14 protein-coding genes are annotated in these 13,329 nt (G+C 58.9%); 10 read left to right on the forward strand and 4 right to left on the reverse strand.

Annotated features, from left to right (window positions below; all coding sequences use genetic code 11):
• Both NZ960_00400 and NZ960_00405 read left to right on the forward strand, forming a co-directional pair.
• Positions 1-1,533, forward strand: a complete 1,533-nt coding sequence (locus NZ960_00400) for a CCA tRNA nucleotidyltransferase (protein ID MCS7176079.1) — start codon at positions 1-3, stop codon at positions 1,531-1,533.
• Positions 1,530-2,753, forward strand: a complete 1,224-nt coding sequence (locus NZ960_00405; protein ID MCS7176080.1) for a PQQ-binding-like beta-propeller repeat protein — start codon at positions 1,530-1,532, stop codon at positions 2,751-2,753. The genes NZ960_00400 and NZ960_00405 overlap by 4 nt, the downstream gene beginning before the upstream one ends.
• Before the next feature lie 4 nt (positions 2,754-2,757).
• Here NZ960_00405 and NZ960_00410 read toward each other — a convergent pair whose 3' ends face one another.
• Both NZ960_00410 and pyk read right to left on the reverse strand, forming a co-directional pair.
• Complete coding sequence (locus tag NZ960_00410) at positions 2,758-3,303, reverse strand: DJ-1/PfpI family protein (protein ID MCS7176081.1); 546 nt, start codon at positions 3,301-3,303, stop codon at positions 2,758-2,760.
• Between the two features lie 41 nt (positions 3,304-3,344).
• On the reverse strand, positions 3,345-4,823 hold the full coding sequence (pyk, locus tag NZ960_00415) for a pyruvate kinase (protein MCS7176082.1): 1,479 nt from the start codon (positions 4,821-4,823) through the stop codon (positions 3,345-3,347).
• Between the two features lie 225 nt (positions 4,824-5,048).
• Here pyk and serS point away from each other — a divergent pair, with 225 nt between their 5' ends.
• The 8 genes from serS to NZ960_00455 all read left to right on the forward strand — a co-directional run bounded on the left by serS (position 5,049) and on the right by NZ960_00455 (position 11,248).
• Complete coding sequence (gene serS, locus NZ960_00420) at positions 5,049-6,320, forward strand: serine--tRNA ligase (GenBank protein ID MCS7176083.1); 1,272 nt, start codon at positions 5,049-5,051, stop codon at positions 6,318-6,320.
• Between the two features lie 237 nt (positions 6,321-6,557).
• Complete coding sequence (locus NZ960_00425) at positions 6,558-7,172, forward strand: DUF1684 domain-containing protein (protein MCS7176084.1); 615 nt, start codon at positions 6,558-6,560, stop codon at positions 7,170-7,172.
• Entirely contained in the window at positions 7,172-7,780 is a 609-nt protein-coding gene (locus NZ960_00430) for a hypothetical protein (GenBank protein ID MCS7176085.1), read from the forward strand. The genes NZ960_00425 and NZ960_00430 overlap by 1 nt, the downstream gene beginning before the upstream one ends.
• 36 nt (positions 7,781-7,816) lie before the next feature.
• Positions 7,817-8,248: a hypothetical protein gene (locus NZ960_00435; GenBank protein MCS7176086.1), complete on the forward strand. Its 432-nt coding sequence runs from the start codon at positions 7,817-7,819 to the stop codon at positions 8,246-8,248.
• Positions 8,249-8,772: 524 nt separating this feature from the next.
• The gene (locus NZ960_00440) at positions 8,773-9,210 is read left to right on the forward strand and encodes a hypothetical protein (GenBank protein MCS7176087.1); all 438 of its coding nucleotides are present in this window, start codon (positions 8,773-8,775) and stop codon (positions 9,208-9,210) included.
• Positions 9,211-9,252: 42 nt separating this feature from the next.
• Positions 9,253-9,906, forward strand: a complete 654-nt coding sequence (locus NZ960_00445; protein ID MCS7176088.1) for a hypothetical protein — start codon at positions 9,253-9,255, stop codon at positions 9,904-9,906.
• 20 nt (positions 9,907-9,926) lie between these two features.
• Positions 9,927-11,150, forward strand: a complete 1,224-nt coding sequence (locus NZ960_00450) for a flagellar hook-basal body complex protein (protein MCS7176089.1) — start codon at positions 9,927-9,929, stop codon at positions 11,148-11,150.
• Positions 11,063-11,248 (forward strand): hypothetical protein, encoded by a 186-nt coding sequence (locus NZ960_00455; GenBank protein MCS7176090.1) that lies wholly within the window; start codon positions 11,063-11,065, stop codon positions 11,246-11,248. The genes NZ960_00450 and NZ960_00455 overlap by 88 nt, the downstream gene beginning before the upstream one ends.
• A gap of 5 nt (positions 11,249-11,253) precedes the next feature.
• On the opposite strand, the gene NZ960_00460 is transcribed toward NZ960_00455, so the two are convergent.
• Positions 11,254-12,558 (reverse strand): hypothetical protein, encoded by a 1,305-nt coding sequence (locus NZ960_00460; GenBank protein ID MCS7176091.1) that lies wholly within the window; start codon positions 12,556-12,558, stop codon positions 11,254-11,256.
• The gene (locus NZ960_00465) at positions 12,555-13,325 is read right to left on the reverse strand and encodes a hypothetical protein (protein ID MCS7176092.1); all 771 of its coding nucleotides are present in this window, start codon (positions 13,323-13,325) and stop codon (positions 12,555-12,557) included. Before NZ960_00465 ends, NZ960_00460 begins: the two co-directional genes overlap by 4 nt.
• Positions 13,326-13,329: the final 4 nt, after the last annotated feature.

The following is a 13,329-nucleotide window of genomic DNA, read 5'->3' on the forward strand; positions in this document are numbered from 1 at the left end:
ATGACATTGCCACAAGACGTGCGTACCTACCTGGACACGGCCCCCAGGATCGAGCTCTCTGAACCCCTGCTGGAAGAACTCGGCAAGATCGCTGACCAAGAAGGCGTAGGGCTCTTCGTCGTTGGCGGTTTCGTCCGCGACCTCTTCCGTGGTCAAGCTCGGAAGGACATTGACTTTACCGTCATCGGAGATGCAATTGCCTTTGCTCGTCGGCTAGCACGGTGCTTCCGCTCTAAGGCTGTCGTCTACGAGCGCTTCCACACAGCCTTGGTCCCAATCGGAGAATACCGCTGTGAGTTCGTCGGGACACGGCGTGAAAGCTATGAGCCCAACTCCCGGAAGCCCATCGTGGAAGAGGGAACACTGTGGGACGATTTGCGCCGCCGCGACTTCACGATCAATGCACTGGCAATCGCCCTCAACGCCCCGTACTGGGGAGCACTGGTAGACCTCTTCGGCGGACTATGGGACCTCCAGCGGCGCTACATCCGCACACCGTTGGATCCTGCCGTCACCTTCAACGAGGATCCACTCCGGATGCTACGGGCTGCCCGCTTCGTCGCGCTGTTAGAGGGAACTCTGGCCGAGGATGCGCGACAGGCAATGGTACGACTTGCTTCCCGTATCCAGATTGTCTCCCAGGAGCGAGTAACCGAGGAACTGCTGAAACTCCTCTCCACACCTCGCCCCAGCATAGGCTTCCTCTTGCTCTACGAGACGGGACTGCTCCCGTACGTCTTCCCTGAGTTGCAGAATCTCGCTGGAGTAGAGCTCGTCCACGTTGGCAAGCAAGCATATGGGCATAAGGACGTCCTCCGCCACACCCTGCAGGTGGTGGACAACGTTGCCGCCCGTAGCGATAATGTCTGGCTTCGGCTCGCTGCCCTCCTCCACGACATCGGGAAAGCAAAGACCAAGCGCTTTGTTGAAGGTGTGGGTTGGACTTTCCACGGGCATGAGGAGGTTGGAGCACGTATGGCGGAGCGCATCTTCCGGAGAATGAAGCTTCCGCTCCAGCACCTACCGCATGTGCAGACGCTAATTCGGCTCCACCAGCGGCCTCAGGCACTCGTCGACGAAGGCGTGACCGACTCCGCTATCCGACGCCTTATCGTGCAAGCAGGCGAAGCCCTTGAGGACCTCTTCCTCCTCTGCCGCGCAGACATCACGACACGCAACCCCGTTCTAGCACAGCGATACCTGCGGAACTACGACGCTCTTCAGAAGAGGATCGAGGACGTACAAGAACGCGACCGGCTCCGAGCTTTCCAGTCGCCAGTTCGCGGAGACGAGATCATGCAGCTCTGCAACCTGCCGCCCTCTCCCGCTGTCGGCTACATCAAGAAAGCCCTGGAGGAGGCGATCCTGGATGGCATCGTGCCGAACGACTACGAGGCTGTCAAAGCCTACCTACTAGAGCACAAAGAGGAGCTCTTAGCAGCCGCTCGTGCATACGAGGCAGACCACTTTCAGCGCAGAAGGATGGCCCGCTCCGCTCCGTCAGCAGAAAGGACAGCCCCGCCACTATCATGACCCGACTCGCCGTGTGGCCACTCTTGGTTGTCGTCACCTTGGCAAGCTGCCAGCGCGAGCGATGGGAATTGCCCTGCGGACTTTGCGGTGCAAGTAGTCGGTCCTCCAACTACGCGCACATTGCCTCCGAGCCACCCCTCCTCCCATTCCTCCGCCCCCTCCATCATCCAGATACCAGCGCTTGCCTCTTTCCCCCGCTGGCACCCTCCACTCGCCTCACAGTCGTGGCGACGGCAGCAGGGTCCATCATTGCCTTCACCCCTACTGACTCCCTGTGGACCTACAGGCTACCGAAAGGCGTCGCTGCTGCGAGCACGATGGCAGCCGACACGAGCACCCTCTACGTACTTGGGACCGATGGAGTCCTATATGCTCTCACTTTCGGCGGGAGCTTGCGATGGCAGAAAGCTCTCTTCCAGCCACTCACAAATGGAGGCGGCCCTTATACACATCTCCTCCCGCTTCGGGACGGTGTCGTTGCCGGGGAAGTTTCCGGACGGCTTGTGCGCATCTCCTCCACGGGACAGACCCTATGGGAGCAGCGGCGGGGAGCATCTGTAGACCGATTGCCGGCAGCCGACGAGAGTGGGAATGTCTTCGTAGGGCTCACGTCGGCTGACTCCCATGGGGACACGGTGCTCTTCATTGACTCTTCTGGGCAGCAACGTTGGGCTCGTGGACTCCCGGATACTCGCTTGAGTTGCTCCCCAGTAGCTGGCAAATCTGTCTTCTTCGCCGCTGGAGTCCGGGAGGGTCCGGCAGAGTCCACCCCAGTGATTCACGCTTTCACGGCATCCGGACAGCTCCTCTGGTCGCGGACACTACCGGCCGTACCAAGATGGCTATCTGTGGACGACGCCAACACGGTCTTCATCGTTGCCCATAGCCGCGGCATAGGGGAGCCAATCAGCGCAGTTTTCGCCTACGATAGCACCGGCCAACAACGCTGGAAGCTATACATCCAAGCTACGGTTGCAACACCGGCCATCGTCTTCTGGAACGAGCTTCTCGTCTTCGTGCGGTATCCTAACGGTGCATTAGCAGCGTACACACTCTCTCGGGCCGACGGCTCCCTTCGAGACATGGTCTCCCTTGAGGAAGCCCCTCCTCTACTCCTTTCGCCGACCGTCGCACCCGACGGAAGCATCTTGCTCGCCTGGAGTACGCGGCTTGGTCTCCTTCGGCTTGGCGAACACCCGTGGCGATGGCTGCTCTTTTAGGACTTTAGGACAGTACGATCTGCCGGGCTACCTCAGCCGCGACATCATTTCCCCGCAGGAGGCGAATGAGTTCCAAAGCAAAGGCAATCGCTGTGCCGGCTCCACGACTGGTGACGATTGTGCCAGCGACGACAACTGGGTCCGTCCGGTACAAGTAGGTCGAAAGCTGCTCGGCAACGCTTGGATGGCTGGTTACCGGCGTCTCAGGCTCCAAGAGCTGTTGTCGTGCCAGGATAACTGGCGCTGCGCAGATAGCAGCAATGTAGCCTTCCCGCCGTTTCTGTAGTCGGAGCAGCCGCCGTAGGTGCTCGTTTTCGGCAAGCGCTTCCGTGCCACGGCTTCCTCCGGGGATGACGATAGCAGCAAACTCCTCATCCTCTCCGATTTCCTCCAGTAGCACATCAGGCACTATCCGAACACCCCGAGAGCACACTACCATCGGACTCTCGCCAGCGACGACCACCGAAATTCCGGCACGGCGGAGCAGATCTATGACCGTAACGGCCTCCATCTCCTCAGTGCCGTTGGCGACCGGGACCAAAACGCGCATGGCTCTGTCGCCAGGATTCTTGGACATACGCGGCAAGGCCTCTAAATGGTCTCTATAGAGAGCATGTTCGTCCGAGACCGTGCAACGAGAGGTCGCCCAATTGTGACGACGACACGCTCACCCGGCATGAAGTAGCCTTCGCGGCGTAGCAGCTCCTTAATCTCCTCGATCGTTTCGTCCGTCGAGCCAACGCGCTCTAAGACTATCCCCATAGTACCCCAAAGGAGGCTAACGTTCCTGGCCACCATAGCACTCTGCGTAGCAGCGATGATCGGTACAGGTGGACGCCGCTTCGAGACCAATCGGACCGTCTCTCCGGAGAGCGTCAGCGAAACGATTCCACTTACGTGGCGCTCAGCAGCTATCGCTGCAGCTGCCGCAGCGATGGCATCCGTCGTAATCTTCTCTATGCTCGACTCCCTCTCTACGAGCGTACGGACGATCTCCGGATGTGCCACGACTGCCTGTTCGGCCTCTTGGCAGATGGAGCGCATGTAGAGCACGGCCTCCGTTGGGTAGGCACCCACAGAAGTTTCTGCACTGAGCATCACAACATCCGTGCCGTCTAGGACGGCATTTGCCACATCACTTGCCTCGGCCCGTGTCGGCATTGGATTCTGTACCATGCTCTCCAGCATCTGCGTTGCCGTAATCGCCAGCTTTGCTTTGCTGTTAGCCAGAGCGATAAGACGTTTCTGCACTAACGGGACCTGAACTGCCGGAATCTCGATTCCCAGGTCCCCGCGAGCGATCATAATCCCATCAGCCACCTGCACGATCTGCTCGATGTTAGCAAGCGCCTCGGGTCTTTCAATCTTCGCAATCACCCACGCCATGCTCCCCGCGCTCCGCAGCAGTTCCCGAACGGTCACGACGTCTTCTGCAGAGCGCACAAAGGAGAGCGCGACGTAATCACACCCGTACCGGGCAGCGAACCGGATACCCTGGCGGTCGCGCTCCGTCAGAGTTGGCATGGAGATCCGTACGCCGGGGACATTAATCCCTTTCCGTGACTGCAAGATCCCCCCAACGATCACCACTGCCCGTACTGCCCTCCCACGCTTTCCGCTCACGCGCAGTCGCAGCCTCCCATCGTCCAGCAGCACAGAGTCACCTTCCTTTAAATCCTTGGCAACCGTCGGATACTCGACAGGGACCACGGCGGTACCGGGAGGGAAGCTTGCCGCAGCGTTCTGGTAGTCAGCCACATCTACGATCACGACCTCCTCTCCCGCGCGCAGCTCGATGGCTCCAGATGGAAGGGTGCCAACGCGGAGCTTGGGGCCGGGGAGGTCTAAGACTATCGGGATAAAGTGCCCGATCCGCTGCTCCACCTCGCGGATCCACTGGACGTAGGTGGCATGGCTCTCCTCAGAGCCATGGGAGAAGTTTAGCCTGAAGGCGTCGGCTCCAGCGGACAGGAGCTGATAGAGTTTCTCCGGCGACGCAACCGACGGCCCAACAGTGCAGAGGATCTTGGTGCGGTGGTATGCGGCCTGGAATCTCCGCTTTGGACCCATCTTGTTAGCCCTGTGGCCTCATCGATCGGGGTACTGGAGTCTCGGCCAGCTCCGTGGTAGGATGCAACCTCGCGCAGTGCCTGCTACGCTCGCCGCCCCTCATCCTGCTCGGCCAGCCGAGGCAAAAATACGGACTTCCCCTAGCCCCCTCTGGACGTGGCAGCACGCGGTACTGAGCCGAGTTTCGGTATTTTTGGCTTCCTCCACAGCCCCACCGACGGGTGCATGCTAGATCTGCGGCGGATTACCTCAGATCCAGAAGGGGTGGAATCTCGGCTGCGCCGTCGCGGGATCTCGGTCCAGCTTAGGGAGATCGTGGAATTGGACGCTCGGCGGCGCGAACGCATCCGCATCTTGGACTCCCTACAGCATGAGCGGAAGCTCGCCCAAGAACGCGTGGTAGCGATAAAGCGCGAGGGAGGTGACCCTGAGCCACTCCTTGCCTCTCTCCGTGCTACCGCAGAGCAGATCCGAGCCCTGGAAGATGAGCTGAGGGCGACGGAGTCTCGCCTTCAGGATCTGCTCCTCTCTCTGCCAAACATGCCCCACCATAGCGTCCCGGACGGGGCAACGTCCGAAGACAATGTCGAAGTCCGTCGGTGGGGCGAACCGCAGCCGCAGGAATTCCGGAAGGACCACGTGGAAATTGCTAAAAGCCTCCGTCTCTTGGACTTCAGCCGTGCAGCGAAGGTAAGCGGCAGTGGTTTTGTCTTCTACACAGGCAAGGGAGCACTGCTGGAACGGGCCCTCATTAACTTCATGCTCGACTTCCACGTGCAGCGCCACGGCTACCAAGAGCTCTTCTGCCCCTTCCTCGTTCTCCCACGCTCGATGGAGGGCACAGGCCAGCTCCCCAAGCTCCGGGAGGACATGTATCACATCCCTGGCGACGATCTCTTCTTGATCCCGACAGCCGAGGTGCCATTGACAAACTTCTTCGCTGGTGAGATCCTCTCCGCTGATTCCCTTCCCATCAAGCTCTGCGGCTATTCTGCATGCTTTCGCCGGGAAGCTGGCAGCTATGGGCGAGAGACTCGCGGCCTTGTTCGCATGCACCAATTCAACAAAGTGGAGCTCGTCAAGTTCTGTCGCCCTGAGGACTCTTACGAGGAGCTGGAGCAATTGGTAGGGGAAGTGGAAGCCGTGCTCAGGGAGCTAGGGCTCGTCTATCGCGTCGTTCTGCTGTGTGCCGGTGATCTCGGGTTCGCTAGCGCGAAGACGTACGACATAGAAGTCTGGTCGCCGTGCCAACAGCGCTGGCTAGAGGCTTCCAGCTGCTCCAACTTCGAGGACTTTCAGGCTCGACGCGCCAACATTCGGTATCGCCCGGGGCCTGGCTTGAAGCCTGCTTTTGTTCATACTCTCAACGGCAGTGGCTTGGCGACCTCGCGGTTAATGGTCGCTCTCTTGGAACAGTTCCAGACTCCAGAGGGAGCTGTGGTTGTTCCAGAGGCCCTCCGCCGCTACTGTGGCATGGACATCATTAAGCCTGACTAGCTTTCCTGGGACTGACTTACGGGGCTGACGAAGGCTGTGGAAATGTGGAAAAACACTCCTTGGTGTGCCGAAGTGCTAAGTCCGATAAGGAAATTCCCACGTTTGGAAGAGCATTGTTGGGCTGTGGATTTCGCAGGTAAATGGCATCGTGGGGTGGGGAAAAGGGACCCCTTCTAGAGCTGAGGGACTGATTTTCCACATGGGCGTGGAAAGTTAGCTGTGGAAAGGTGCAAAGAGATGTGGATAGTGCTGGCTGTAGTGGTAAGTGGTTGGCTGTTGGGGTGTGGAAACGGTGAGCTGGAGGATGACGATAGAGCGCCTTTCGACTCCCTTTCCCTCGTATTGGAGCGCCGGTGGAAGGATAGCCTATTCATGCACTCGCCGGATTCCCCAATCCCGAAGAGAGAGCGGCCTAAGTTCCGGGGCCTCAGCTACTACCCGCCGACTGCGGAGTTCGTTCTCCCAGCAGTCCTGCAAAAGTTCGAGCAGCCGAAAATCGTAGAACTCCCTTCTACCAAGTCAGGCGAAGTTCATCGCGTGGTGCTCTATGGGATTTTTCACATAGCCTGGCAAGACACGGTCTTCCAGCTGACTGCCTACAAGTTGTTGGGAGCGCAAGAAGATATCTTATTCGTGCCGTTTAAGGACTCCACGACAGGGCGTGAAACATACGAGGGCGGCCGCTACCTAGAGCTACCTGAGGTAGACGGAGGAGACTACTGGCTGGATTTCAACCGCGCGTACCATCCATACTGCGCGTATAACCCAGCGTATGCCTGTCCACTGGTGCCTCCAGGGAACGCGCTCCCGATCCCGGTCCGCGCTGGCGAACGGCTACCGGCAGGCAAGTGATGAGGATTCCAGCCTGGGCCATCAGTGTTGGTGTCGTTATCGGCGCGGCAGGCTGCCTTACCTGGCGGATTCCGGAGAGGGCTCCAAGAATCGTCATCTTTGAGCTGACTCCAGAGCCGGGGATCCCGCTTAACCCTGACCCTGTGCGCTCGGCCCAAGGGGATGTGCTATTGTTCTTGCCAAAGGGATGGTTTCCCTTAGAGCTTGGGGACAAGGCACCAAGGGGAATCGTTGCGGTCGGCGTGAACCCAGAGTATACGCTCGCTGTAACAGTTGCCAAGCTCTACCCTAGGGCTCCGAGTGATACTGCTAGGCAGTATGACCTGTTGGAGCTCGCGAGGCAGAGCTTCGTGCGGCGTCAGATGAAGACGGCGGTCGGCATTCGCCTGATTGGGGACTTCGCCATCGTGAGGGTTGGTCAGAAAGCATTTGCTACGTATCGCTTTGCAGGTGTCGGACGGCATGTCCGGGTAGCTGTCTTCGTCTCTTTGCTCGGGGTAGCATACGAAGTCGCACTGGTGCCGTTGTTGTTGCGGGTAATAGAGCCTCCGCCCGAAGAGGAGCAGGAGCAACTGTTTGAGAGCATTCTGCGAGCTCTGCAGTTCTAGTTCTGACAAGCCATGGACATGGATTCGGGACGAGCTATGAAGCTCTCGCCTGACACCGAAGCTGTGATAGAGTACCTCCAGGCATACTCGGGGAACACCCTGCGCAAGATGAGGGATGTGGGCTCTATCTTGGAGCTCGCTGCCCAGAGGGGAGATGCAGGGATAGCCAACGATATTATTTTCACAGGAGCTGCTCTATGGCGCACCTATCGGGTTTGGAAGCGGCTCGGCCCGTCAGATGAGGGATACAAGACGGTTTCGGAGGCTTTCTCCGAGAGCATCACTAAGCTGCGCTATCTCCTGCACCAACTCCTAGAGGGAGCTCCAGCGCCGCTCGTTGGGCGCTTCCAAGAGGTTTACCTGCGCCTTACAGAAGGGGCTGTACGCAATCTGGTTGACTTATCGCACGATCTCTCCTGGCTTAAGCAGCTGCAGAGCGACATGCGGAGAGGGGATAGGCAGAGTTGAGGAGTCGCTCTATCCTTCAGTTTCATCACTGATGGCCGATGTATCCAACGGAGCCCCTAGCACTGTGGCGTAGGATGTGTGATAGCCTCCACTTCCCTTCGGCCATAGAGGTTGGGATTCAATCTATGCGCTGGGGTCACCAGCGGAGGGCCAATGACGGGAATGGGGAAGCGTTCGCCGAGCTGCTGTGCTCCTATCTGCCACCTGTATGGATGCAGAGTACAGCGATGGGAGCAGTAGAACCGAGGCCGGCAGAGGGTGACTCTAACGAACCAGAAAAGTTAACGCCGAATCTGGGTTTACAGCTCGCACCGGGTGCATCCGAAGGTCCTGCAGAGACTGTACAGAAGGGTCTGGAATTGCAGGTAAGGACGGTGTCAGTGGAGGTGTCCAGGGATAGCAGCTCATTGCAGGATTGCTGGGGAGCCGTAGATGGCGGGGTTGTCGAGATGTTGTCCGCAAGCGGTGTTCCTGCTGCAGAAATTGTAGCACTCTCTGCTGAGCAGGCAATAAGAGAGAGTTCGATGTCGCAGTCTCTGGAAAGGACGGAGACTCACTTGGGGCTATGGACTCTCTTTCTGCGGGCCCTAGAATACGCAGCGGGAGTTGCCCGAGGGAAGCTTCCAACGGTAGCCCAGCTGCGTGTAGAGATTCCGTATCACGGGCACCTGCTGTTAGTGATTGCCGTTGAACAGGGAGGGATCCACGTTCAGGCCGAAACTGCCTCGCCAGAGCTCGCCTGGCAATTCTCCCTCGCGGCAGAAGAGTTGCAACGCCTGTTCAGCGAGCGTCGGCTCCACTTGAGAGAGCTCGTGGTCCAGACTCCTTCTGAGTTCAGTAACTCTCGGAAGGACACTTCTCGAGATGACCGGAGGCAGGATACCAATTGCCAAGAGGGCTTCCGGGAACGCTCCCGATTTATTCGCTCCTTTGGATGGCGCCAAACAGAGTATGTTGGATGAGCGGGGCCAAACATGTCGAGGGTTGGCAGTGTGGTAGCTGATATGGCTGTAGTAGGCACTGGGAATAGGGAGGAGGTACATGGTGGGGTGGGAAGGGAGGAGTTCCTGCGCCTCTTGATCGCTCAATTACAGATGCAGAGTCCGTTCCGCCCCCCCCAGGGAGAGGAGTTAGCAGTACAGCTGGCCATTTTCTCTCAACTGGATCAGCTCCTAGCTGTGCGCCGACTGCTGGGAATGCAGCTTGAGAATATGGTAGCTCTGGCAGAGACGATGGGAAACGCCGTGGCACCAGCACTAGTAGGCACACTTGTGCGGGTCGAGAGTTCTACACTCTGGCTACCCTCCGACGGGGTAGTGTGGTTCGGATACAAGCTGCCAGAAAGGGCCACGAGTGTACGGATAGAGCTCTGCTCACCAACAGGTGAGGTGGTCCGGGTTATGGAGTTTCGGGACGTACCTGCAGGGGTACACGAAGTGGAATGGGATGGGGGCTCGGCTACGGGCAGGCGACTGCCGGCAGGCTTCTACTCTATCCGCATCGTAGCTGTTGGTCAAGGCGGACAATCGCTGGTGGTCACTCCGTTCGTTGAAGGGGTCGTAGAGGCAGTCCGCTTTTCGGCACGCGGAGGGAGCTTGGTCCTTGGAGAGCTCGAGGTGCCGCTCCGGCAGTTAATAGAAGTCCGCAGGCGTCCGTAGAACAATCAGGGCAAGATGGTATGCCACTCTCACAGTCATTGATGACAGCCCAGACTTCTCTGCGGGCACATCAGCAACGGATGGACGTAATCGCCAACAATGTGGCAAATGTCAACACGATTGGGTACAAGGCGAGTCGAGCGCAGTTCGCAGAGCACATTGTCCAGCGAATAAGCTTTGGAAGAGCACCAACGATAGCTATGGATGTTGGTGGCCTGAATCCGCTGCAGATCGGAACTGGCGTGGTCATTGGCTCTATTCTGGCCGATATGTCGCAGGGTCCACTTGGGGCGACGGACCGCCCACTGGACGCTGCTATCCGGGGTGACGGGTTCTTCGTTGTTCGCTACTATGGCCAGCAGCGTTTCACCCGGGCCGGCTCTTTCGGCCTTGATCCTCAGGGTAACCTCGTTGAGATGACAACAGGAGCGCTAGTGCAGGGATACAATGCTTTGCGCGATGGCGGTGGCCGGCTGATCTTAGATCCAGCGGGTCGCGTAGTGCTCTCTCAGAGTGTGGAGACCCTGCGGGTACCTCCGGGTCTGCGTTCCCCGGCGCGGCAGACAGAGTACGTTCGCCTCTCTGGGAACATCAGCAGGGAGATGACGGCAGGGGAGAGCTTCTCCACTAGCGGGGTGATCTACGACTCCGCTGGTAGGGCACACGTTCTCCAGGTGGAGTTCCGTTCGACCACAATGCCTGGTGAGTTTGCGATCGCTCTGATGCTTGACGGACGGCCCGTACAGCTGCCTGCGAGTAGTTCCTCCATACGTTTCGCCGCGAATGGATTGTTGGAGTTTCCGATGGTGCTTAGAATCCCTGCTTCAGAGTTGAACGCGGCACTTGGCGGGAACTCTGCTGTGTTTGATCCCGGGAGGTCGCTGACGGTAGAATTGGCCCCAGATACCAATCGGCTTGCAGGTGTCACGAACTTTGCTGGGCAAAGTACAGTCAGCATCGTTGAGCAAGATGGCTATGCGGCAGGCGAGCTTCTCGGTATCAGCATTGATGCCACTGGGAAGCTGTTAGGCAGCTTCAGCAACGGCCGGACGGAGGTCTTGGGACAGGTAGCGATTGCTAGTTCACCAATCCTGAAGGGTTGCTCAGAGAAGGGGGGTCTCTCTTCACCGCAGGACCGAACAGCGGTCCTCCAATCTTGGGAACAGCTGGGGATCTCTTCCCGGGGATTCGAATTGATGGGGGCTTCCTGGAGGAAGCAAACGTGGATCTCACCGCTGAGTTGACGGAGCTCATCACTACGCAGCGGGCGTTCGAGGCTGCTGCCCGAGTCGTGACAGTGAGCGACCAGCTCCTTGCGGAACTGAATGCTCTGAAGCGGTGAGCTCTTCAAGGTTGGATGGGACCAAAGATGGTAGCAGCCCCAACGGCAACGAGAGCATCGTAGCCTCCAAAGTCGGGCATGCAGTAGTACACGAATGCCCAGAAGGAGATGCGGGTACCGGACGTATTCCCCTCCCAGATCTCGAAGGAGAGCTTCTGAACAGCTTTAGAGTCAGCGCTGAGCTCTCCGGTGGCATAGAGGTAGTTGTGTCGGCCACGGCGCAGGACTTGGCGGAGGCGGTAGAGGCGCTCTTCGGGATCGTAGCTGAGACGCCATTCGGCCGTTGCCTGCCAGTTGTTGAAGGAGCCCACGACGAAGGTCTCACTGGATGGTAGTCTTCCCTCTGGGTCCAGCACGAACTCCACAGGAACGTAGTCCTGGAGGTAGGAAGGAAGGTGCGCGGTAATGCAGGCGCCGTCGTCAGCCCATTCCCAGAAGTTCCCGTTGCGGCGTAGGTCTGCCAGTGGCAGGCGTAGAGGAGCGGCAGTGTTCGGCGGGAATTGGGCCGGATTGCTTAGGTCCAGGACCCGGTATTCATTCTGAGCCGGGAGGCGCTCAATCCGGAACAGCTTCCCTCCTGGGAGCATTCCGGCGATGCTCCAGTGATAGGTTTGCTCGTAGAGTGGCTCCGTTGATGCTGGTAGCTGTGGGTCGTGAGAAGCCAGATAGGGCTCATACCAGCGATGATTGCGGTAGAAGGCCACCGTATGGAGGCGGTAGTCTACAGTGAGACCTGAATGAGGCCGCACCCAAGCCTCTACAGTGACTGCTGCTGGGCCGATGCCAGGAGGTGCCGCATAGAGGTCGCTGTAAACGGCAACGTGGCACTCGGCCTGGGGACTCACGGCGAAGAATCGGGATTCGGCCACCGAACGATCGGGGACCGTGGGGTCAATGAGGAAGAGCCTCCAGTTGCCGGGATACGTGATCCTGACCTGCGGGTTCGGAATCCGGAGCTTTCCCCGGTAGGTATAGTACCGAGAGCCCACGGGTGCTGGCTCCCAGACGAAGAGTGAGGTCCCGACGATGCCGAACGAGAGGAAGGCATTCTGGCTCTCTTCCCAGTTTGGGCGGCAGTGGACGAAGCGAGCCATCAGTGCAGGGGGTACAGGAGCGTCAACGTCTACCTCCAGCGTCACGAAGGGGTAGCCTAAAGAGCCGTGGTCCCCTGCTGGAGATAGGAGCAAGATCGGGGGAGCGGTCTCGTCAGAGCCGCCGTATATCCGGATGCTCCGGACGAACCACGCCCGCTGCTCGGAGGCAATACTGGCCAGGCTAGCCAGCAGGAGGGCAAGGATGTGGCAGGTCATTGAGGAGTGCCAGGCTGCAGGGGCGAAGGGAGATCCAGTGGGGCAAAGACGAAGCTTACGGAAAGGGTAATGCTGTGGGCTCGCCATGCAACGCCGGAAACCAGCCGGGAGAGCCCTAACCATCCCATCAGCGCTGGCTGCAGAGCCAGATGTTGGTGCGGGACAAGGGGAAGGAGGTACCGTGCTCCCAGCCCGATGCTCACTAGGCCGGGCGCGAGGTTTGGTATGGTGCCAGAGAACTCATTTCGGACGCGACGGCCAGTATCGGTGAAGTAGCCGTAAGGCGGTTCCACCAGCCGCTCCCGTTGGGAGAAACTGGACCGGAGAACTCGGCTAAGCTGGACCCCTACCCGGAACTGCAGTTGGTGGAGCTGTTCGAATGGGTTGTACCCAAGAAGTGCGGCAAGTGTTATCGCCTCCAGGCGAGTGTAGAGCTCGTGTTCAATGACGCCTGGCACTCCGGTCCCATCAGTGGTGCTGACGGTCGTCTGCTCGACTTGGCGGAAGGACGTCTGGCGATGGCTGTATCCTCCCTCCGCCAAGAGGCGGAGTCGAGGTGCAAGGCGAAGTCCATCGTAAGTGGCGACGATCCCCCATCCCCATCCGGCTTCTGACCTAAACCCAGGGCAGCAGTTCGGAATGGAGGGCGAGAGAGTCCGGAAGCTGGCGCTGTGGAGCGCAAACTCTCCCGCCACCCCGATGCCAGCAGCATATTGGGCCTTTGCGGAGAGGACACAAGCGAGAATCCAGATGGCAAGGTGACCCATCGGT

The organism is Candidatus Kapaibacterium sp. (genome assembly GCA_025059875.1).
GTDB lineage: Bacteria > Bacteroidota > Ignavibacteria > Kapaibacteriales > HRBIN21 > HRBIN21.